Genomic DNA, 21,527 nt, shown 5'->3' with positions numbered 1-21,527 from the left:
GTGTGCGTACAGCCGATTACGCGTGGCTACGACGGGTCGCCCAGCCCGGTGAGGACCGTCTCGGCCCGTGGCAGCGCCTGCTCGGGCCCCGCGTCCAGGTCGGGGGTGATGCCCCTGCCGTCCACGGTGCGGCCGGAAGGGGTGCGGTAGTGGCCGACGGTCAGCTCGGCCACCGAGCCGTCGGGCAGCTCGGTCGGCATCTGGATCGAGCCCTTGCCGAAGGTGCGGGAGCCGATCACCACCGCGCGGCCCCGGTCCTGGAGGGCCCCGGTGAGCAGCTCGGCCGCGCTCATGGTGCCGCCGTCGACCAGGACGACCAGGGGGCGGGTGGTGTCACCGCCGGAGGCGGCGTGCAGGGCGCGCTGGGCGCCGTCGACGTCGTAGGTGGCGACCAGGCCGCCGTCCAGGAAGGCGGAGGCGGTGGCCACGGCCTCGGTGACCAGGCCGCCGGAGTTGCCCCGCAGGTCCAGGACGGTGCGGCCGTCGGCGGGGGCGGCGCGCAGCGCCTCGCGGACCGCGTCGGCGGAGCCCTTGGTGAACGCGCCGACCTTGAGCACGGTGACGCCGTCGGGCAGCCGGCGCACGGTCACGGAGTCGGTGGACAGCCGGGCCCGGTGCAGGGTCTCGGCCCACGCGCGCGTGCCGCGCGCCAGGCCGAGGGTGACCGTCGTACCGGCCGGGGCGTCATCGCCGTCCCCGCGCAGGGCGTCACCGCGGAGCAGGGCGACCACCTCGGTGACCGGGCGCCCGTCGACCTTCCTGCCGTCGATGCTGCGCAACCGGTCGCCCGCCCGGATCCCGGCGTCGGCGGCGGGCGAGCCGGACTGCACCCGGGTCACCTCGATCCCGCCGTCCGCCTCCTGCCGCGCCCACAGGCCGACACCGGTGTACCGGCCGTCGAGCGCGTCCTGGAACTCCTCGTACTCGCCCTCGGAGTAGACCGCGGCCCAGCGGTCCCCGCTGCGGCTGACGGCCCTTTCCGCCGCCTCCATCGGGGACTTGCCGTCGGCCATCGCCTCCGCGGCGGCCCTCTCGACGGCCTCGTGCCGCGCGGCCGGGTCCGCGGGGCCGGCGGCGGACTTGCCTGCCGGTACGTCGGATTCCGGGAAGGAACCGGTGGCGGCGCCGGCGATCAGCACACCGGCGAAGACCAATGTCAGGGTGGCCCCGCGGCGGACGCGGCGGGGCTGACAGAACAGGTCACGGCCTGACATGGCGGCGAGTCTAGGGCAACGCGAAGGGGCCGTACGGCCGGAAGCCCGTACGACCCCGTTGGCATGCGTCACACCTTCAGATACTTGCGCAACGCGAAGAACGCGGCGAGCGACGGCATCAGGACGCTGGTGGCGAGAATCAGCGGCAGCTTGGTCAACACCGCGTCCCAGCCGACGAAGTTGATGAGCGTGAGCTTGTGGGACAGCTCCATGCCGTGGTCGATGGTGAAGTACCGGCCGACCACGAGCGCGATGCAGGCGAGGCCGCCGCCGATGAGTCCGGCGACCGCGGCCTCGGCGATGAACGGCGCCTGGATGTAGAAGCCCGAGGCACCGACCAGGCGCATGATCCCGGTTTCCCGCCGTCGGCTGAACGCCGAGACGCGCACGGTGTTGACGATCAGCAGAAGCGCGACGATCAGCATCATCGCCATCACGCCGAGCGCGCCCCGGTTCATCAGGTTCAGCAACTGGAAGAGGTTGTCCAGGATGCCCTTCTGGTCCTGCACCGACTGCACGCCGTCCCGCCCGTTGAACGCGGACGCGATCACCTGGTACTTCTGCGGGTCCTTGAGCTTGATCCGGTACGACTCCTGCATCTGGTCCGGCGTCAGCGATCCGGCCAGCGGCGAGTTGCCGAACTGCTCCTTGTAGTGCTTGTACGCCTCGTCCTGCGACTCGTAGGTCACCTTCTCGACGACCGGCATCTTGTCGAGGTCCGCGAGGATCTGCTTCTTCTGGTCCTCGGTGACCGCGCCCTTGGCGCAGTGGACGTCGTTCTCCGCGTCGTGCTTGTTGCACAGGAAGATCGAGACGTTGACCTTGTCGTACCAGTAGCCCTTCATGGTGCTCACCTGGTCGCTCATCAGCAGCGAGCCGCCGAACAGGGCCAGGGACAGGGCGACGGAGACGATGACGGCGAAGGTCATCGTCAGATTGCGGCGGAGACCGACACCGATCTCCGACAGGACGAACTGGGCGCGCATGGCGGGTTCTTCAGGCCTTTCCGGAACTGGGTTCTGGTGCGGTCAGTGCTGGTAGCCGTAGACGCCGCGGGCCTGGTCGCGGACGAGGCGGCCCTTCTCCAGCTCGATGACGCGCTTGCGCATCTGGTCCACGATGTTCTGGTCGTGCGTCGCCATGATGACGGTGGTGCCCGTCCGGTTGATGCGGTCGAGCAGCTTCATGATGCCGACGGAGGTCTGCGGGTCGAGGTTGCCGGTGGGCTCGTCGGCGATGAGCAGCTTCGGCCGGTTGACGAACGCGCGGGCGATGGCGACGCGCTGCTGCTCACCACCGGACAGCTCGCCGGGCCTGCGGTCCTCCTTGCCGCCGAGCCCGACGAGGTCGAGCACCTGCGGCACGGACTTGCGGATCTCGCCGCGGGACTTGCCGATGACCTCCTGGGCGAAGGCCACGTTCTCCGCGACCGTCTTGTTCGGCAGCAGCCGGAAGTCCTGGAAGACCGTGCCCAGCTGGCGGCGCATCTGCGGCACCTTCCAGTTGGACAGCCGCGCGAGGTCCTTGCCCAGCACGTGCACCTGGCCGTGGCTGCACCGCTCCTCGCGGAGGATGAGCCGCAGGAAGGTGGACTTTCCGGAGCCGGAGGACCCCACGAGGAAGACGAACTCGCCCTTTTCCACCTCCAGGGAGACATCCCTGAGTGCGGGGCGGGTCTGCTTGGGGTAGACCTTGGAGACATTGTCGAATCGGATCACGGATGCACCACGGGTCGCCGGGGGTAGATGAGCGTGACCATACGCGAACCGGGCGTGCGAGCGCAGTCGCGGGTTGAGGTTGGGCAAGACTTGTACGTTTTTGTACCGGCCGCTTCCCGCGCCCCGTTCCCCAAGGCCCCGCGCACGCGCCACGGGAACCTGGCACAGTGGAAGGGAAACGAAGGACGACGGGAACGCGGGGGAACGTTCTCGTCCCCGTGAGCGTTGTGCATGTGATGGCCGGTGCAAGGAGGGCGAGCGCATGACGTACGACCGGTTGGTGTGCGCGAACTGCGCGGCGCCCGTGAGCGAGGGCCGGTGCCCGGTGTGCCGTGCCAACCGCGAGCGACTGCAGCAGGAGGGCTTCTTCTCAGGCCTGGGCGGGTTGAACCCGATGGCGCTGATCGCGCTGCTGGCGGTGCTGATCGCCGCGGTGGCGCTGCTGGCGCACCAGACGGCCTGACGGAAGCGTCACAAGGGCCCGGAGCCGAGGCTCCGGGCCCTTACGCGTGTGCCGTGCGTGACCTCGTGGTCACGGTCAGGCGGCGGCGCCTCGGCCGCTCACCAGGCGCGGCAGGACGCGGAAGCCGATGCCGCCGGCGATCATCGTCGCGGCGCCGACGAGCAGGAACGCGGTCTGGCCGGCACCGGTCTCGGCGAGCTGCTTGTCGCCGCCCTGGGCCGAGGTGTCGGAGCCGGTGTCGGTCAGCGCCGAGGAGCCCTCGTCCTGCGGGACGTTGTTGTTGCCGCCGTCGGGGCCGGTGTGGTTGCCGCCGGTGGTGGAACCGCCGCCCGTGGAACCGCTGGTGCCGCTGTCGCCACCGGAGGTGCCGTTGCCACCGCTGGTGCCGTTGCCACCCGAGTTGCCGTTGCCGCCGTCGGTGCCGTTACCGCCACCGTTGCCATTGCCACCCGAGTTGCCGTTACCGCCGTCGGCGCTGTTGCCGCCACCGTTGCCATTGCCACCCGAGTTGCCATTGCCACCCGAGTTGCCATTGCCGCCGGAGTTGCCGTTGTCGCCGCCGATGGAAGCGTCACCGCCGTTGCCGTTGCCGCCGGAGGTGCTGTCGCCACCACCGATGGAAGCGTCACCACCAATGGAGGCGTCACCGCCGATGGAAGCGTCACCGCCGATGGAAGCGTCACCGCCGATCGAGGCGTCGCCACCGATCGAGGCGTCGCCACCGATGGAAGCGTCACCGCCCGAGGCCGCGTCACCACCCGTGGAGGCGTCACCACCGCTGGCAGCCGCGCCGCCCGAGCCGTCGGTGCCGGCCGAGCCGGTGGTGGTGCCGCCGTCGGTGCAGATGCCGACCGGGCAGCCGCCACCGTCCGTGTTGCCGCCGTCGGCGCCGACACCGCTCACGCCGAGGCTGATCGGCCCCGCCTGGACACCGAGGTCCAGGGCGGAGGCCGCGCCGGCCGCCGTCAGCGACGCACCGGCCGCGATCACGGCGCCGGCGGCTATCCGCGCGACCCGGATCCGCGTCTTCTTCGTCATATGGTTGCTACCCCCAGTAGCTGTTCGTCAATGAGGCGGCGCGTGGGGCGTGCCGTGATCGACGGAGGCAGCTGGTGACGAAGTGGCGTCAACTCGATCCCCCGGTTCACATGCGCCCCAAGAGTACGCATGCCGCGCTTCACCCTTCCGAGTTTTCACAGCAACGTCAAGGGCGTTGCGGGCGCAATGTCCGGTGGGGTGGCCTTTGCGGGGAGTCGAAGCCTGTAAGTGTGACGTGAAACCCAGGAAAAAGAACAACTGCCGCCTGCGGGGCGGCAGTTGTCATGTCGACAAAGTTACTTCTCCTGCTGCTTGCGCCAGCGAATTCCGGCCTCCAGGAACCCGTCGATCTCGCCGTTGAACACGGCCTCGGGGTTGCCCACCTCGTGCTCGGTGCGCAGGTCCTTGACCATCTGGTACGGGTGCAGCACGTACGAACGCATCTGGTTGCCCCAGGAGTTGCCGCCGTCGCCCTTGAGGGCGTCCATCTTGGCCTGCTCCTCCTGCCGGCGCCGCTCCAGCAGCTTGGCCTGGAGGACGTTCATCGCGGTGGCCTTGTTCTGGATCTGCGACCGCTCGTTCTGGCAGGAGACCACGATGCCGGTGGGCAGGTGCGTGATGCGGACCGCGGAGTCGGTCGTGTTGACGCCCTGGCCGCCGGGGCCGGAGGACCGGTAGACGTCGATGCGCAGCTCGGACTCGTCGATCTCGACGTGGTCGGACTGCTCGACCACGGGCAGCACCTCGACACCGGCGAAGGAGGTCTGCCGGCGCCCCTGGTTGTCGAAGGGCGAGATGCGCACGAGGCGGTGCGTGCCCTGCTCGACGGAGAGGGTGCCGTAGGCGTACGGCGAGTGCACGGCGAAGGTGGTCGACTTGATGCCGGCCTCTTCGGCGTACGACGTCTCGATCAGCTCCGTCTTGTAGCCGTGCTGCTCGGCCCAGCGCAGGTACATGCGCTGGAGCTTCTCGGCGAAGTCGGCGGCGTCCACGCCACCGGCCTCGGCGCGGATGTTGACGAGCGCCTCACGGGCGTCGTACTCGCCGGACAGGAGGGTGCGGACCTCCATCTCGTCCAGCGCCTTCTTCACCGAGACCAGCTCGGACTCGGCCTCGGCGCGGGTGTCCGGGTCGTCCTCCTCCTCGGCCATCTCGAAGAGGACCGCGAGGTCGTCGATCCGGCCGCGCAGCGCCTCGGCCTTCCTGACCTCGGCCTGGAGGTGGGAGAGCTTGCTGGTGATCTTCTGCGCCTCGTCCGGGTTGTCCCACAGGGACGGGGCCGCCGCCTGCTCCTCAAGCACGGCGATATCTGCCCTCATCTTGTCGAGGTCCAGGACGGCCTCGATCGACTCCATGGTCGAGGAGAGGGACTTCAGCTCTTCGGATACATCGACGACTGCCACGCCTTCCAGCGTAACGGCTGTGGCAAGCGACCCTGCCCGCCTCCCGGCCGACGGGGTCGGGCGGGAGGCGGGCAGGGTCCGGGTCAGGGGGCCGACGTGCTGTGGGTGGCCGGGCCCGGCTGGTCGTCGTCCCCGCCGGAGGAGGCGAGCCAGGCGCCGGCGGCCACGACGGCGGCCACCACCACCCCGGCCACCGAGAGAGTCACCCGGCGCCGCCGCACCGCGGCCCGGTGGCGGGCCGAGCCCGGCCGGGGCGCGCCGGCGGGCCGGGGCACGCGAGCGGTCCCGTGCGCGCCCCCCGCCAGCTCGTCCGGCCCCGGCACCCGCATCGAGGTGTGCGTGTCGCGGTTGGAGTCGGGCTTGGCCCCGGGGACCAGGGACACCGCCCCCCGCCGCCGTACCGGCTCGCCCTGCGGGGCCGACGGCACGGACTCCTCCGCGGTGTCCTCGGAGGGGTCGGGCTCGTCCACGTCCAGCGGCGGCATCCCGGCCAGCGTGGGCAGCTGCTCACGCAGCCGCGCCGCGAGCTCGGAGGCGCGCAGCCGGGAGGCCGGGGCCTTGGCCAGGCACTGCACCAGCAGCTGCCACAGCTCCTCGGGGATGCCGGGCAGCGGTACGACGGTCTCGGTGACGTGCCGCCGCAGGACCGCGCCCGGATGGCCGCCGCCGAAGGGCGTGAAGCCGGCCAGCAGCTCGTACAGGACCGTGGCGAGCGCGTAGATGTCCACGGCGGCCCGGGGCGGCAGGCCCTCGACGATCTCCGGTGCCAGGTAGTCGGGCGTGCCGATGATCTTGGTGGCGCGGGTCCGCCGGGGCGAGTCGATCAGCTTGGCGACGCCGAAGTCGGTGAGCAGGGCGGGGTGGGAGCCGCCCGGCCCGATGGGGCCCCGCATGTCGAGCAGGACGTTCTCGGGCTTGACGTCCCGGTGGACGACCCCGGCCGCGTGGGCCGCCGCCAGGGCGTCGGCGACGTCGGCGACGATCGCCACGGCCGCCTCGGGGGCGAGCCGCCGCTCCCGCTCCAGCCGGGTGCGCAGGTCGGTGCCGCGCACGAGGTCCATGACCAGGGCCAGGTCGTTGCCGTCGACCACGAGGTCGCGCACGGTGACGATGTGCGGGTGCTCCAGACCGAGCAGCGCGGTGCGCTCCTGCACGAAGCGCCCGACGAGCTCCTGGTCGGAGGCGAGGTCCTCGCGCAGCAGCTTGATGGCGACGGGGCCGTCCGGCCCCTCGCCGAGCCACACCGTGCCGGCGCTCCCCCGCCCCAGGATCTGGTTCGCGGTGTACCGGCTGCCGATCTTCCGTGCCAAGACTGCTCCTACAGACGCGTGTTGTCGCCAAAACTACGCGTCCGACGAACCAACCTTCACCGCGGAGACGGAAATCACCCGGCAGATGTCGACAAATCTCCGAACCAGCGGTCTACTGGCCGCTGCCGGAACCGCCGAGGTCCTTGATCCAGCCGCCGGCCTTGCCGATCCAGTCGGACATCTGGTCCCAGTAGCCCTTGCCGGTGCCGATCCAGTCCTGCAGCGGGGTCAGCTCCCAGATCAGCCAGCTCGCCACGATCAGGATGACGATCGTGAACAGGCAGCCCTTCAGGCAGCCGAGCCCGGGGATCTTCATCCGGTTGGCACTGCGCTGCCGGGGTTCTCGGGGCTCGCGCGCGGGGCGCTGCGGCGCCGGCGGGGCGGGGGGCGCGTACCGCTGCGGCTGCTGGGCCTGCCGGGGCTGCTGGGGCGGGGCGTACTGCTGGGGCTGCTGCTGGGGATAGCCGTACCCGGCGCCCTGCTGCCGGCCGCGCGGCTGCGGCTGCTGCGGACGGCCCTGCGGGGCCGGGCGCGGCTGCTGCTGGGGGCGGGCGACCTGCCGCTGGGGGCGGCGGCGCAGCGGGTCCTCGTCCGGGTCCAGGTACTGGATCTGCGTCTGCTCGTTGCGGTCGCGGGCGGCCCGCAGCTGGGTCTGCCAGGGATGCGGCTGCTCGCCCTGCCCCTGCTGCCCCTGCTGGCCGTACTGCCCCTGCTGGCCCTGCTGGCCGTACTGCCCCTGCGGAACGGGCGGCAGGACCGCCGTCGGGTCCGCCGCGCCCGTGTTCGGGAGTACGGCGGTGGGGTCGGCGGCGCCGGCCGGGCCGCCGGTGTGCGGCAGCACGCTGGTGGCGGCGTTCGGGTCGTACGCCCCCTGCGGCGCGTTCGTCGGCAGGACCTGGGTGGGGTCGGCGGCACCGGGCACGCCCGGGACGGCGGCGGGGGCCGGGTCGGGGGCGAGCAGCGCGCCGACACCCTCGGCGGCGGCGATCTGCGCGGCGTTCGCGTGCACCCCGACGCCCTCGGCGACGACCCGCAGCCCGCGCGCGAGGTTCTCCGCGCTCGGCCGCTCCTCCGGGTTCTTGCGCAAGCAGCGCTCTATGACCGTCCACAGCGGCTCGGGGACGGTGGAGGGGCGTCGCGGTTCGGCGCTCAGGTGCTGGTGCAGGACCTCGAGGGCGGAGCCGCCGGAGAACGGCGGACGGCCGGTGACCAGCTCGTACAGCAGGATGCCGGCGCCGTAGACGTCGACGGCGGAGGTCTGCGGGCGGCCCTCCGCGGACTCCGGCGCCACGTACGCGGGCGTGCCGACGAACTCGTGGGTGCGGGTCAGGCCCGGGGAGTCGGCGAGGCGGGCGATGCCGAAGTCGGTCAGCATCGGGTGCATCTGGCCGCCGTGCTGCATGAGCAGCACGTTGGCGGGCTTCAGGTCGCGGTGGACGACGCCGTCGGCGTGGCTCGCGGCGAGGGCGTCGGCGATCTGGGCGGTCAGCAGGGCGGCGGCGACCGGGGTGAAGGGGCCGTTCTCGCGCAGGTAGCGGTGCAGGTCGGGGCCGTCGACGAGGTCCATGACCAGCGCCAGCAGGTCGCCCTCGACGACCAGGTCGCGGACCCGGACGATGTTCGGGTGGGTGAGCCGGAGCAGCACGGAGCGCTCGCGCAGGAAGCGCATCACGATGTCCGGGTCGCTCGCCAGCTCCTCCTTCAGGACCTTGATCGCGACGGTCTCCCCGGGCTGTCCGGGCACGGCCGCCTCGGCGCCCGCGGTCTCACGCTGGCGGGCACGCCAGACGGTGCCTGTGGCGCCGCGTCCGAGCGGTTCCTCAAGCAGGTATTTGCTGCCGACTGGCCGCACGTCTCGCGCTCCCTGCTGGTCGCTGTTGCTTCGCTTGCCTGCGTTCCGGTGTCCCGACCCACTGTAGGCCGTGCTCCACGGCACCACGTACGCGTTCCCGAGCACGCTCGCGGGCTCGACGGGAAGACGCGCGGCCCGGTCCGCTGGTTGCCGGGGACGGACGTGACCGATCTCAACTGATCGCCGGTGACGTCTTGGTCAGGCATTTTTGGGGGCAGAGCCGACCAATCAAGATCACTTCTGCCCGGGTCACGGGCGTGTTGTCGGTGGCAGGTGCGAGGATGCGTGCAGCAGCTCCCTGGGATGCCTTCAGTGGCTGCTGGCCGACGTGCTCGTGCGGGGGTGGGGGGAAGTCCGCGCCCGCGCAGATCCGCGCAGAAGGGACCGCTGACGCCGATGCAGATCCGGCTGACCGTCGTAGACCCGCTCGGCCCGTCCCCGCAGCGGGGCCGCGCCGCGAGCCGCGACGTGCTGGTCACGGCTCCCGCGGGTACGGAACTGGCCGCGGTCGCGTCGGCGCTGGCCGGGGCGGTCACCGCGGAGGGCGGCACGGGACGGGAGACCGGCGGCGCGTCCGTGGTGCTGTACGCGGGCACCGAGCGGCTCGACCCGCGCCGCGGCACGCTCGGCGAGCCCCCGCTGGTCGACGGCGCCGTGCTGTCCCTGGGCGCCCCGGCCGCCCCCGAGCCGCATCCCGAACTGGACGACGCCCCGACCCAGCTGCACGTGGTCGCCGGCCCCGACGCGGGCGGGGTCCATCTGCTGCACGGTGGCCGGATCACGGTCGGCCGCTCCGCCGACGCCGACGTCCCGCTGGACGACCCCGACGTCTCCCGTCTGCACTGCGTGGTCACCGTCGGCGCGGACGGCCGGGTCTCGGTCGCCGACCTCGGCTCCACCAACGGCACGTCCCTCGACGGCGTACGGGTGACGGAGCGGCCGGTACGGGTGCCCGCCGGGGGCCTGCTGCGGATAGGAGAGTCCGCCCTGCGGGTGACGCCGTCCGGGGGACCCGGGATGCGGGTGCGGACGGTGGCCGACGGTGAGGGGTGCGTACGGGTCGCCGTGGGCGAGGAGCGGAGCCCGTCGGACGCGTATCCGGCGGGGACCGGTTCCGCCGTGCCGCCCGCGCGGACGCCCTCCTCCGCTGTGAGCGGTGCCGAGGAGCCCGGAGGGTCCGCCGGCGGCGCGGGGCACCCGCACGGCGTGGCGCCTTCCGCAGGCGGGCGCCCCGGTGCGTGGGCCTCCTCCGGCGGTGCCCGGCACGCCTACGACCCCCACGGCCCCGCCGGCTGGGACGCCGGGGCCCGGGAGCACCGGCGCGGGCAGTCGCCCGTCGTGCCGGGACAGGCGGGCGCGCCGAGCGTGGAGAGCCCCGGCGGGGGCTCCGCCGGTGCGTTCCGCCCGGCGTCCGGTGCGGACACGCACGCGGGCCGCTCCGGGGTCGCCGGGACCGGTGACGAGGACGCGCGGGCGGGCGGGCGTGAGGGGGCTCCGCTCGGGGGCGCCGACCTGCCGCAGGGTGTCCGGCGGCGCGGGCTCGGCGCCTGGGCGCGTCGGCTGGCCGGCGGGCGCGGGGAGCAGCCGTCCGGTCCGCAGGCGTACGACGGTACGGCCGCCCCCGACGGCGGCGCCCCGCCGGAGGACGCCCCACGGCAGCCGGAGACCTGGCCGGACCCGGCCGCGCTGCTGCTGACCGCGCTGGGCCCCGGGCCCCGGTTGTGGGAGCGCGGGCCGGGACACCCCGAGGCGCTCACCGTGCGGCTCGGCACGGCCGACCGGAGCACGCCGGACGGCTCGGTCCTGCTGCCGGCGGTGCCGGTGACGGCCGCGCTGCGGGAGGCGGGCGCGCTGGGCCTGGCCGGTCCGCGCCCGAGGCTGTCCGGGCTGGCCCGCGCGGTGCTGGCCCAGCTCGCCGCGCTGCACTCCCCCGACCTGCTGGAGATCGTGCTGATCAGCGCGGACCACGCACGATCGGTGGCGGACCGTACGGCCGAGTGGGCCTGGCTGGGCTGGCTCCCGCACGTCCGTCCGGGCCACGGCCAGGACTGCCGGCTGCTGCTGGCCTACGACCGTGAACAGGCGGCGGCCCGCACACAGGAACTGCTGCGCCGGGTGGAGGACCACGCGGCGACGGGCCGCACCACGGCCCATCCCGCGCGCGACGCCGCCCGCCCCGGCGCCGCGGGCCCGTCCGGCACCGGCACCGGCACCGGCACTCACCATGGACCGGACCCCTCCCACGGGACCCACGACGGGCCCCAGGGGACCCATGAGGCTTACGGGACCTACGGGGGCCCGGGGCACGCGGTACGCCCCGCCGGCCCCGGCACGCCCGCCCACCCGGCCGCTCCCCTCGCCCCCACCGAGCCCTCCGCCCGCCGCCCCTCCTGGGCCCGGGAAGCCTCCGGTGCCGGCGGCGGCTTCGGCGGACCCTTCACCGTCGTCGTCGTGGACGGGGACCCCGGCGGGGCCGCGCTGCGGGACGCGCTCGCGCGGCTGGCCGTGGCCGGGCCCCGCGCCGGGGTCCACGTGGTGTGTCTCGCCGAGACCCCGGCCGCGTCGCCCGCCTCCCCGGTGGCCGAGACGTACGAGGCCGCCTGCGCGGTGACGCCGACGTTCCGGCACTGCGGTGCCGTGGCGCTGCTCGGCGGGGACGTCGCCGCCACGCTGCGGCTGGCGCGGGTCGCGCCGGGCGGTCCGGTCGGCCCCGGTTCGCCCGCCACCGTCGACGCCGTCTCCGCCGCCTGGGCCGAGCGGTTCGCACGGGCACTCGCACCGCTGCGCCCGGACGGCCCCGCCGGCGAGCACCACGCGCGCGTGGCCACGCCGCTGCCCCAGTCGGCCCGGCTGCTGGACGAGCTGGGGCTGGCCCGGGCCACCCCGGCGTCGCTGATGGCCCGCTGGGCCGACGCGGCCGACGACACCCGGTCGCTGGGCGGGCGGGCCCGCGCGGTGCTGGGTGCCGGGCCGCGCGGACCGGTCACCGTCGACCTCGTGGCCGACGGGCCGCACCTGCTGATCGAGGGGCCGGCCGGCAGCGGCCGTACCGAACTGCTGCGGGCCGTGGTCGCCTCGCTGGCCGCGGCCGAGCGGCCCGACCGGCTGGCCATGGTCCTGCTCGACGGCCGGGACGGGGTCGGCACGGGCGCCGGCCGCGGTGAGGGCCTGCGCGTGTGCACGGACATACCGCATGTGACCACGCATCTCATCGCCAACGACCCGGTGCGCATGCGGGAGTTCGCGCAGTCGCTGGCCGCCGAGCTGAAGCGCCGGGCGGAGCTGCTGGGCCGGACCGACTTCGCCCAGTGGCACGCCGGGCAGGAGGTCTCCGGCCGGCTGGTCGCCCAGCGCACGCCCCACCCCGGTGCGGCGCCCTCCTCCGGTGACATCGACACGCCCCCCAGCTCCACCCTGCGGCTGCGGCCGGGCGCCGCCGCCCGGCAGCGGGCCGCGGCCGTGGCGCCGTTGCCCCGGCTGGTGGTGGTCGTGGACGACCTGGACGCACTGGTCTCCCCGGCGCTCGGCTCGCCGGGGCGGCCCGCCGCCGGTTCGGTGATACGGGCGCTGGAGGCGGTGGCCCGGGAGGGCGAGCGGCTCGGCGTCCAGCTGGTGGCGGCGGCCGGGACCGGCGGCCGTACGGCGGAGTCCGAGCCGGCGCGCCGGGCCGCCCTGCGCGTCACGCTGGACGCACCGCAGCCGGGGCCGGACCAGCCGGCGCCGGGCCGGGGCACGCTGGTGTACGCCGACGGACGGGCCACCGGTTTCCAGGGCGGCCGGGTGACGGGCCGTATCCCGCGGACCGCGACCCAGCGGCCCACCGTCGTCCCGCTGGACTGGGAGCGCATGGGCGACCCGCCGGCCCGCCGGCCCGTGCGGGAGCTGGGCAACGGCCCGACCGACCTGGCGCTGCTGGCGAGCGCGGTGGAGCGGGCGGCCCGTGAGGTCGCGGCGGCGCAGGTGCCCTCCCTGCTCTGACGGAACCCCGTCCTCCCTCCAGGGAACCCGGCCCCTCCCCGGCCGGCCCGCCCGGCCCCCGTGCCGTCGGAGATCCGCGGGCATACACCCGTGGTCACGAGCCGGTCACGATGAGCCGGTGGACACCGCAGGCGCTCTTGCCCACCCGTCGCGGCCCGGCGTACACCGGACCGCACGGGACAGAGTTCTGACGTTCAACAACGTTCAACGGAGAACGACGAACGGGGAAGTGATGCGCAGCAAGAGCAGCACGTTCCGGTCACACAGGGCCGTCACCACACTCGCCGCACTGCTGACGGGAGCGCTCGCGCTCTCCGCCTGCTCCGGCAGTGACGACGACAAGAAGGACAACGGGGACAAGAGCAGCGGGGCCGCCGGTTCCACCGTCACGCTGCCGAAGCTCGACGGCGCCCACCTGGAGGTGGCCGCCGTCTGGACCGGCGGGGAGCAGGCCAACTTCAAGAAGGTCCTCGCCGAGTTCGAGAAGCGGACCGGCGCCAAGGTCACCTTCGTGCCCGCGCAGGACCCGATCATCAATTTCCTCGGTTCGAAGATCGCGGGTGGCCAGCCGCCGGACGTGGCGCTGCTGCCGCAGCCCGGCGCGATCAAGCAGGCCGTCGACAAGGGCTGGGCCAAGCCGCTCGGGGCCGGGGCCCAGCAGGAGCTGGCGAAGAACTACTCGCAGGGCTGGCAGGACATCGGCAAGGTCGGCGGCAAGCCGTACGGCGTCTACTACAAGGCCGCCAACAAGTCGCTGATCTGGTACAACGCCAAGGTCTTCGAGAACGCGGGCACCCAGGAGCCGAAGACCTGGAAGGACCTGCTGACCGCCGCGCGGGCCGTGTACGACTCGGGTGTCACCCCGTTCTCGGTGGCCGGCGCGGACGGCTGGCCGCTGACCGACTGGTTCGAGAACGTGTACTTGTCGCAGGCGGGGCCGGAGAAGTACGACCAGCTCGCCCAGCACAAGATCAAGTGGACCGATCCGTCGGTGAAGCAGGCACTGACCACGCTCGCCGGGATCTGGGGCAGGAAGGACTATCTGGCGGGCGGTCAGAAGGGCGCGCTGCAGACGGAGTTCCCGCAGTCGGTCACCCAGACCTTCACCGGCGGCGACCAGCCGAAGTCCGCGATGGTCTACGAGGGCGACTTCGCGCAGGTGAACATCGGTGAGACCAAGGCGAAGGTGGGCACGGACGCGAAGGTGTTCCCGTTCCCCGCGGTCGGCGCGGGCGCGCCGGTGGTCTCCGGCGGTGACGCGGCGGTGATCCTGAAGGACTCCAAGGCGGCACAGGCCCTCGTCACCTTCCTGGCCTCCCCGGACGCGGCCACCATCCAGGCGCGGCTCGGCGGCTACCTCTCGCCGAACAAGAACGTGCCGATCTCGGCGTACCCGAACGCGGTGCAGCAGAAGATCGCCAAGGCTCTGATCGCGTCCGGTGACGACTTCCGCTTCGACATGTCCGACCAGGCCCCGCAGGCCTTCGGCGGGACGCCCGGCAAGGGCGAGTGGAAGGACCTCCAGGACTTCCTGAAGAACCCGAAGGACGTGGCCGGCGCCCAGGCGAAGCTGGAGAAGGACGCGGCGGCGGCGTACGGGAACGGGGGCTGATCCGGTCATGGCGTCGGCAGCGGCGGCCGGGGCCTCACCGGGCCCCGCCGCGCCCCGCAGTCGCAAGAGCGTGACCGGCACCCGCAGGACCGTGGCGGCGCTGTTCCTGCTGCCCGCGCTGGTGCTGCTGGGCGCGCTCGTGGTCTACCCCATCGGGTACTCGCTCGTCCGCAGTTTCTCCAACGCCTCCGGTGACGGTTTCGCCGGCTTCGACAACTACAAGACCCTCTTCACCGACGACGGCATCCGCACCGCGCTGAAGAACAACGTCCTGTGGGTGGTGTTCGCGCCGACGGTCTCCACCGCACTCGGCCTGGTCTTCGCGGTGCTGACCGAACGGGTGCGCTGGGGAACGGCGTTCAAGCTGGTCGTCTTCATGCCGATGGCGATCTCGATGCTGGCCGCCGGGATCATCTTCCGGCTGGTGTACGACCAGGACCCGGACAAGGGCGTCGCGAACGCGGTGTGGGTCGGCGTGCACGACACGTTCGCGCAGTCGTCGGCGTTCCCGAAGGCGCACCCGGGGCGCGAGTCGCCGCTCGTCGCCCGGGGCGGGGGCTTCGTCACCAAGTCGCCGGTGCACGCCGGGCAGCCGGTCGCCCTGCCGCTCGTCGGCGTCGCCCCGGACCAGTTGCCGGACGCCGCGAAGAAGGCCGCGGCCGCGCGGCCGGAGCCGGGGAAGGTCACCGGCACCACCTGGCAGGACTTCACCCGCGGCAAGGGCGTCGGGAAGCTCGGCGCGCCCGATCCGTCGGAGGTGGGCTACGCCGGGATGCGGATCGAGGCGGTGAAGGACGGCCGTGTGGTCGCCTCGACGAAGGCGTCGGGCGACGGCACCTTCACGCTGCCCGCGGCGGCCGACGGGGCCCTGCTCCGGCTGCCCGCGAGCAATTTCAAGGAGCCGTACAACGGGGTCGACTGGCTCGGCCCGGCGCTGGTCACCCCGGCGATCATCGGGTCGTACGTGTGGATGTGGGCGGGCTTCGCGATGGTGCTGATCGCGGCCGGGCTCGCGGGCGTGCCCCGGGAACTGCTGGAGGCGGCACGGGTGGACGGCGCCACCGAGTGGCAGGTCTTCCGCAAGGTCACCGTGCCGTTGCTGGCACCGGTGCTGGCGGTCGTGGTCGTCACGCTGATGATCAACGTGCTGAAGGTGTTCGACCTGGTGTTCATCATCGCGCCGGGCTCCTCCCAGGACGACGCGAACGTGCTGGCGCTGGAGCTGTACCGCAAGGGCTTCGCGGAGGGCCAGCCGGGCGTCGCGAGCGCGATCTCGGTGTTCCTGCTGCTGCTGGTGATCCCGGTGATGCTGTTCAACGTTCGTCGGCTCAGGCGGGAGGTACGGCGATGACGGCGACCGCCGGACGCATCGGGAAGGCCGATCCGGCCGGGGCGGTGAAGGCCGGGCAGCCGGTCGCCTCCCGGATCACGGAACGGCTGGGCGGCGGACTGGTCCGCGTGGTCCTCGTCCTCGTGGGCCTGTTCTGGCTGGTGCCGACCATCGGCCTGCTCGTCTCCTCACTGCGCAGTCCGCAGGACATGAGCGCCGGCGGCTGGTGGACGGTGTTCACCGAGCCGTCCCAGCTCACCGTGGACAGCTACCAGAAGCTGCTGGAGAACCCCGACATCACCAACTCCCTGGTGAACACGGTGCTGATCACGGTTCCGGCGACCGTCCTGGTCGTGGTGATCGGGGCGCTGGCCGGGTACGCGTTCGCGTGGATGGAGTTCCCGGGCCGGGACTGGTGGTTCCTGGGCGTGGTGAGCCTGCTGGTGGTGCCCGTACAGGTGGCGCTCATCCCGATCGCCGAACTGTTCGGCAACATCGGCCTGTTCGGGACGATCTTCGGGGTGATCCTGTTCCACACCGGCTTCGGCCTGCCGTTCGCGGTGTTCCTGCTGCGGAACTTCTTCGCGGAGATCCCGCGCGAGCTGCTGGAGGCGGCCCGGCTGGACGGCGCCGGCGAACTCCGGCTGTTCGCACGGGTGGTGATGCCGCTCGGCGGGCCGGCCATCGCGAGCCTCGGCATCTTCCAGTTCCTGTGGGTGTGGAACGACATGCTGGTGGCGCTGGTGTTCACCAAGTCGGGCACCCAGCCGATCACGGTGGCGTTGCAGACGCAGGTACGGCAGTTCGGCAACAACATCGACGTGCTGGCGCCCGGCGCGTTCATCTCGATGGTGATCCCGCTGGCCGTGTTCTTCGCGTTCCAGCGGCAGTTCGTGTCCGGGGTGATGGCGGGCGCGGTCAAGTAGCCGTCGCGGGAGGGGGCGGGCCGCCGGCGGCCCGCCCCTTCGCGTTCCCCCGCTGTAGCCCGAATGCCGCACGGGGCCGTAACCAAGTCACTCCATCGGCCGTTCCCGGGCAGAACGCCCGCGCCGACCGACCCATGGATGTCCAGTGCCCAGGTTCAGTGTCATCGTCCCCGCGTACAAGGTCCAGGCGTACCTCCCCGAGTGCCTGGACTCGGTGCTCTCGCAGTCGTTCCCCGATCTGGAACTGATCGCGGTGGACGACCGCTCGCCGGACGCATGCGGCGCGATCATCGACGAGTACGCGGCCCGGGACACGCGCGTGAAGCCCGTCCACCTGGCCGTCAACCAGGGGCTGGGCCGGGCCCGGAACGCGGGACTCGCCGAGGCCGCCGGCGACTACCTGGTCTTCCTGGACGGCGACGACACGCTCACGCCGGACGCACTGCGGGCGGTGGCCGACCGGCTGAAGGAGACCGGCGACCCGGACGTCCTGGTCTTCGACTACGCGCGCACCTACTGGGACGGCACCCGGGTGCGCAACCGGCTCGCCGCCGAGCTCACCGAGCAGGGCCCGGCGCCGTTCCGGCTGGAGGACCGGCCGGGGCTGCTGCGGGTGCTGATGGTCGCCTGGAACAAGGCCTACCGGCGGGAGTTCGTCACGGAGCACGGCTTCACGTTCCCGCCGGGCTACTACGAGGACACCCCCTGGACCTTCCCGGTGCTGCTGACGGCCGAGTCGCTCGCCACCCTGGACCGGGTGTGCGTGCACTACCGGCAGCGCCGGCGGGGCAGCATCCTCGGCACCACCAGCCGCAGCCACTTCGACCTGTTCGAGCAGTACGACCGGGTGTTCGCGTACGTCGCGGAGCGGCCAGAACTGGCTCGCTGGAGCCCTGAGTTGTTCCGCCGGATGGTCGACCACATCGCCGTGGTGTTCACCAGGCGGGACCGGTTGCCGCGCGGCAGCCACGGCGAGTTCCTGCGCCGGGCCCGCGCCCACTGCCGCCGCCACCGCGTACCGGGAGCCCGCCTGCGACTGCGGCACGGCCTGGTCCGCTTCGGGCTGCACCGCACGTTCCGGGCGCTGCGGCTGGCCGCGGCCGTCCGCCGGCGCGTGCTGAGGGCGGCGCTCAGACTCGCCCGCGCCCTGCGCACCGGCGCGCTGCGGCTGCACTACGGCGTCCAGCTGCGGCTGCCGCTGCGGTCCGACCGCGCGGTGTTCGCCGCCCGGGAGGGGTACGGCGACCCGGCCGCGCTGGAGGAGGCGTTCCGGACGCACGCCCCCCGGCTGCGCACGGCGTGGGTCGCCCCGCCCGGGCGCGCGGTGCCGCCGGGCCCGCGCCGGCTGACACCCGGCACCGCCGCCTACTGGACGGCGCTGGCCCGCTCCCGCTACCTGGTCAGCGACGCCCGCATCGAGCGGCGGCTGCGCAAGCGGCCCGGGCAGGTCGTCGTGCGGGCGCTGGAGGGCACGCCGCTCGGACACGCGGGCCTGGACCTGCTGGAGCGCCCGGCGGCGGCCCGCGGCCTGGACTTCGCGGAGCTGCTGCGGGACGTCGACCAGTGGGACTACGTCCTGTCCGGCAACCGGCACGCCACCCTGACCTGGGAGCGGGTCCTGCCGGGCGGCTACACCACGCTGGAGTACGGGCTGCCCCGCAACGACGTCCTGCAGCGGGCGACCGCGGCGGACGTGGCCCGGCTGCGGGGGTCGCTGGGCGTCCCGGAGGGAGCGGTCGCCGTCCTGTACGCGCCCGCGCACCGCGACCACCGGCGCACCCAGCAGCCCCTGCTCGACCTGGAGCGGATCGTGCGCCGCCTCGGCCCGCGCTTCGTGGTGCTGGCCCGCGCCCACGCCCCTGCCGGGAGCACCCGGGTCATCGACGTCTCGGGCCACCCGGACCTGGCGGAGCTGTGCCTCGCCTCGGACGCGCTGCTCACCGACTACGCGCCCGTCCTGTTCGACTACGCGGGCCTGGACCGGCCGATCGTGGTGCACACCGAGGACTGGGCGGCGTACGAGGCTTGCCGTGGCGCCTACATCGACCTGCGCCGGTTCCCGCCGGGCGCGGTGGCGCGCAGCGAGGACGAGCTGATCGACATCTTCGCCTCCGGGCACTGGCGCGGCTCGCGCTCGGCTCAGCTCCGGGCGGCGTTCCGGGAGCGGTTCTGCCCGTGGGACGACGGGCACGCCGCCGAGCGGGTGGTGCGGCGGGTGGTCCTGGGCGAGACGGAGCCGCCGTCCGCGGTGCCCCTGGCGGACCGCACCCCGGCCCCGTCGGCCTGTGCGCGCTCCCCGCTGGCCACCGTGCCGCAACCTTCCGAGCCCGTCCCCGTCACCGAGAGCCGCTGAACGGCGTTGGTCATACCGGGAGTTCCCATGCCCCTCGGCTCGACGCGGCCCACCCCGAGCCGGCCGTCCACCTGGCGTCCGGCGGGACGGCCCGGCCGCGTCCGCAAGACGACAGAAAGAACAGAATGCCCCGCTTCAGCATCATCGTCCCGTCCCACGGGGTCACCGGCCGGCTGTCCCAGGCGCTGGACTCGGTCCTGTGCCAGTCCTTCGGCGACCTGCAACTGATCCCGGTCTGCGACGCCCCCGACGCCCCGGCCGCCGAGGTCGCCGCCGGGTACGCCGAGCGGGACTCCCGGGTGACCCCGGTCCACTCGCCGCCGTCCGCCGGGCTGAGAGGGGCGCGCAACGCCGGCATCCGGGCGGCGACCGGCACCTACCTGCTGTTCCTCGACGGCGACGACCTGCTGCTGCCGGGCGCGCTGGCGGCGCTGGACGCCCGGCTGTCCGAGACGGCCGGCGTGGACGTGCTGTACGCCGAGCACGAACGTGCCCCCTGGTGGGAGGGCGAGCCGACGAACCCGGCCGCGCCGCTGCTCGCGGGGGCCCCGAAGGGCGCGTTCGCCCCCGCCGACCGGCCCGCGCTGACCGGCGTCCAGCTGCCCGCGTGGAGCGCCGTCTACCGCCGCGCCTTCCTCGCCGAGCGGGAACTCCTCTTCCCCGAGGGCCACTTCACCGACCTCGGCTGGGGCGGGCTGGTGACCGTCGCCGCCGAGCGGATCGCGGTGCTGCGCCGGACCGTCGTACGGCACCGGGTGCGCCGCCAGGGCAGCCGGCTCAATCTGCCCGGGCCGCACCAGCACTCCCTGCTGGACCAGGTGGAGCGGGTGCTGACGCGGGCGGCGGAGCGCGCCCTGCCGGCCGAGCGGACGGGACCGCTGTTCGACCAGTTGTTCGCCGTGGTGCTGAAGACGGCGTCCCGGCCGGAGCGGCTGCTTACCGGGCGCCGGGCGTTCTTCCGCCGGGCGGCCCGCCTGTACCGGCGGCACCGGCCGGCCGGCCACCCGGTGCCGGGCGGCAGCCTGGGCGTGCAGCACCGGCTGCTGGCGGCGGGCGCGTACACGGCGTTCCGCGCCCTGCGCGGCGCCAACCGGGCGGCCGGCGGCGCCACCGGCCTGCTGCCCCGCCCGCACATGCTGCGCACCCGGCTGCGCTACGCCCGCGACCTGCGCCGCCCGCTCGACCCGAACCTCGCGGTGTACTGCGCCTACTGGGGCCGCGGCTACGCCTGCAACCCGGCGGCGATCCACGCCAAGGCCCGGGAACTGGCCCCGCACATCCGCTCGGTGTTCCTGGTCGAGGCCGGCCAGGAGCACGCCGTGCCGGGGGACGTCGAGTACGCGGTGATCGGCTCCCGCCGCTACTGGGAGGTGCTGGCCCGCGCCACGTACCTGATCAACAACGCCAACTTCGCCGAGGGCGTCGTCAAGCGGCCGGGCAGCGTGCACGTGCAGACCCAGCACGGCACCCCGCTGAAGACGATGGGCGTGGACCAGTCGACGTACCCGGTGGTCGCCGCGCAGTCCGGCAGCTTCACCAAGCTGCTCGGCCGGGTCGACCGCTGGGACTTCAACCTGTCGTCCAACCGTCACTCCACCCAGATGTGGGAGCGCGCCTTCCCCGGCTCCTACGAGCACCTGGAGTACGGCTATCCGCGCAACGACGTCTACTACACCGCGACCGCGCGGGACGTGGCCCGGATCCGGCATGAGCTGGGCGTCCCGGAGGGCAGGACGGCCGTGCTGTACGCGCCGACCCACCGCGACCACCACAGCGGCTTCGAGCCCGGCCTGGACCTGGAGGCGTTCTGCGCGGCGGCCGGTGAGGACGTCGTCGTGCTGCTGCGCGCCCACTACTTCTACGACCGGGGCGGTGTCCGGGGCTCCGGCCGGATCATCGACGTCACCGCCCACCGCTCCGCCGAGGACGTGTGCCTGGCCGCGGACGCGCTGGTCACCGACTACTCGTCCATCATGTTCGACTACGCCAACCTGGACCGGCCGATCGTCGTGTACGCCGACGACTGGGACGTCTACCGGGAGACCCGGGGCGTCTACTTCGACCTGATGGCCGAGCCGCCGGGGCTGGTCGCCCGGACCCCCGAGGAGCTGGCCGCCGTCTTCCGCGACGGCTCCTACGCGGGCCCGGGGGCCCGGGCGCTGCGGGCCGCGTTCCGGGAGCGGTTCTGCCAGTTCGACGACGGCCGGGCCGCCGAGCGGGTCGTCCGGCGGGTGCTGCTCGGCGAGCCGCCGGAGGCGGTTCCGGCCGTGATCCCGCTCGCGGAGCGCATCCCCGCCCCCGCCGCCGCGACCCTCGTGAGGAGCTGACCC

The 21,527-nt window shown here is 73.5% G+C and carries 14 protein-coding genes; 7 read left to right on the top strand and 7 right to left on the bottom strand.

Annotated elements, in window-relative coordinates; genetic code table 11:
- Positions 1–26: 26 nt before the first annotated feature.
- From LG395_RS16500 to ftsE, 3 genes are all read right to left on the bottom strand, one after another.
- Positions 27–1,214 (bottom strand): S41 family peptidase, encoded by a 1,188-nt coding sequence (locus LG395_RS16500; RefSeq protein ID WP_225810269.1) that lies wholly within the window; start codon positions 1,212–1,214, stop codon positions 27–29.
- Positions 1,215–1,282: 68 nt separating this feature from the next.
- Positions 1,283–2,200 (bottom strand): permease-like cell division protein FtsX, encoded by a 918-nt coding sequence (gene ftsX, locus LG395_RS16495; RefSeq protein WP_171155745.1) that lies wholly within the window; start codon positions 2,198–2,200, stop codon positions 1,283–1,285.
- 42 nt (positions 2,201–2,242) lie between these two features.
- On the bottom strand, positions 2,243–2,932 hold the full coding sequence (gene ftsE, locus LG395_RS16490; protein WP_030610589.1) for a cell division ATP-binding protein FtsE: 690 nt from the start codon (positions 2,930–2,932) through the stop codon (positions 2,243–2,245).
- Between the two features lie 262 nt (positions 2,933–3,194).
- On the opposite strand from ftsE, the gene LG395_RS16485 reads away from it, so the two are divergent.
- Complete coding sequence (locus tag LG395_RS16485) at positions 3,195–3,395, top strand: hypothetical protein (protein WP_225810268.1); 201 nt, start codon at positions 3,195–3,197, stop codon at positions 3,393–3,395.
- Between the two features lie 75 nt (positions 3,396–3,470).
- On the opposite strand, the gene LG395_RS16480 is transcribed toward LG395_RS16485, so the two are convergent.
- The 4 genes from LG395_RS16480 to LG395_RS16465 all read right to left on the bottom strand — a co-directional run bounded on the left by LG395_RS16480 (position 3,471) and on the right by LG395_RS16465 (position 8,998).
- Positions 3,471–4,433 carry a hypothetical protein gene (locus LG395_RS16480; protein ID WP_225810267.1) on the bottom strand — a complete coding sequence of 321 codons (963 nt, stop codon included), beginning with the start codon at positions 4,431–4,433 and terminating at the stop codon, positions 3,471–3,473.
- Between the two features lie 296 nt (positions 4,434–4,729).
- Positions 4,730–5,836, bottom strand: a complete 1,107-nt coding sequence (prfB, locus tag LG395_RS16475) for a peptide chain release factor 2 (RefSeq protein ID WP_171155742.1) — start codon at positions 5,834–5,836, stop codon at positions 4,730–4,732.
- Positions 5,837–5,919: 83 nt separating this feature from the next.
- The gene (locus LG395_RS16470) at positions 5,920–7,146 is read right to left on the bottom strand and encodes a serine/threonine-protein kinase (protein ID WP_171155741.1); all 1,227 of its coding nucleotides are present in this window, start codon (positions 7,144–7,146) and stop codon (positions 5,920–5,922) included.
- A gap of 112 nt (positions 7,147–7,258) precedes the next feature.
- Positions 7,259–8,998: a serine/threonine-protein kinase gene (locus tag LG395_RS16465; RefSeq protein ID WP_225810266.1), complete on the bottom strand. Its 1,740-nt coding sequence runs from the start codon at positions 8,996–8,998 to the stop codon at positions 7,259–7,261.
- Between the two features lie 396 nt (positions 8,999–9,394).
- On the opposite strand from LG395_RS16465, the gene LG395_RS16460 reads away from it, so the two are divergent.
- From LG395_RS16460 to LG395_RS16435, 6 genes are all read left to right on the top strand, one after another.
- A complete protein-coding gene (locus LG395_RS16460) occupies positions 9,395–12,976 on the top strand; it encodes an FHA domain-containing protein (protein ID WP_225810265.1) in 3,582 nt (1,193 codons plus the stop codon).
- A gap of 232 nt (positions 12,977–13,208) precedes the next feature.
- Positions 13,209–14,588: an ABC transporter substrate-binding protein gene (locus LG395_RS16455; protein WP_171155738.1), complete on the top strand. Its 1,380-nt coding sequence runs from the start codon at positions 13,209–13,211 to the stop codon at positions 14,586–14,588.
- A 70-nt stretch (positions 14,589–14,658) separates the two neighbouring features.
- A complete protein-coding gene (locus tag LG395_RS16450) occupies positions 14,659–15,939 on the top strand; it encodes a carbohydrate ABC transporter permease (RefSeq protein ID WP_308071271.1) in 1,281 nt (426 codons plus the stop codon).
- Positions 15,936–16,844 (top strand): carbohydrate ABC transporter permease, encoded by a 909-nt coding sequence (locus LG395_RS16445; protein WP_225810263.1) that lies wholly within the window; start codon positions 15,936–15,938, stop codon positions 16,842–16,844. Before LG395_RS16450 ends, LG395_RS16445 begins: the two co-directional genes overlap by 4 nt.
- A gap of 145 nt (positions 16,845–16,989) precedes the next feature.
- A complete protein-coding gene (locus LG395_RS16440) occupies positions 16,990–19,197 on the top strand; it encodes a bifunctional glycosyltransferase/CDP-glycerol:glycerophosphate glycerophosphotransferase (protein WP_225810262.1) in 2,208 nt (735 codons plus the stop codon).
- Between the two features lie 125 nt (positions 19,198–19,322).
- Positions 19,323–21,524, top strand: a complete 2,202-nt coding sequence (locus tag LG395_RS16435) for a bifunctional glycosyltransferase/CDP-glycerol:glycerophosphate glycerophosphotransferase (RefSeq protein ID WP_225810261.1) — start codon at positions 19,323–19,325, stop codon at positions 21,522–21,524.
- Positions 21,525–21,527: the final 3 nt, after the last annotated feature.

It is taken from the genome of Streptomyces spinosus, from assembly GCF_020400655.1.
GTDB lineage: Bacteria > Actinomycetota > Actinomycetes > Streptomycetales > Streptomycetaceae > Streptomyces > Streptomyces argyrophylli.
The sequence above is the reverse complement of the archived record's forward strand: the minus strand, read 5'-3'. Positions and strand labels throughout refer to the sequence as shown.

Bases quoted from the DNA above. Each gene is read 5' to 3' on its own strand.
- LG395_RS16500 (WP_225810269.1), bottom strand. From the start codon at position 1,214: ATGTCAGGCCGTGACCTGTTCTGTCAGCCCCGCCGCGTCCGCCGCGGG.
- ftsX (WP_171155745.1), bottom strand. From the start codon at position 2,200: ATGCGCGCCCAGTTCGTCCTGTCGGAGATCGGTGTCGGTCTCCGCCGC.
- LG395_RS16485 (WP_225810268.1), top strand. From the start codon at position 3,195: ATGACGTACGACCGGTTGGTGTGCGCGAACTGCGCGGCGCCCGTGAGC.
- LG395_RS16480 (WP_225810267.1), bottom strand. From the start codon at position 4,433: ATGACGAAGAAGACGCGGATCCGGGTCGCGCGGATAGCCGCCGGCGCC.
- LG395_RS16460 (WP_225810265.1), top strand. From the start codon at position 9,395: ATGCAGATCCGGCTGACCGTCGTAGACCCGCTCGGCCCGTCCCCGCAG.
- LG395_RS16455 (WP_171155738.1), top strand. From the start codon at position 13,209: ATGCGCAGCAAGAGCAGCACGTTCCGGTCACACAGGGCCGTCACCACA.
- LG395_RS16445 (WP_225810263.1), top strand. From the start codon at position 15,936: ATGACGGCGACCGCCGGACGCATCGGGAAGGCCGATCCGGCCGGGGCG.
- LG395_RS16435 (WP_225810261.1), top strand. From the start codon at position 19,323: ATGCCCCGCTTCAGCATCATCGTCCCGTCCCACGGGGTCACCGGCCGG.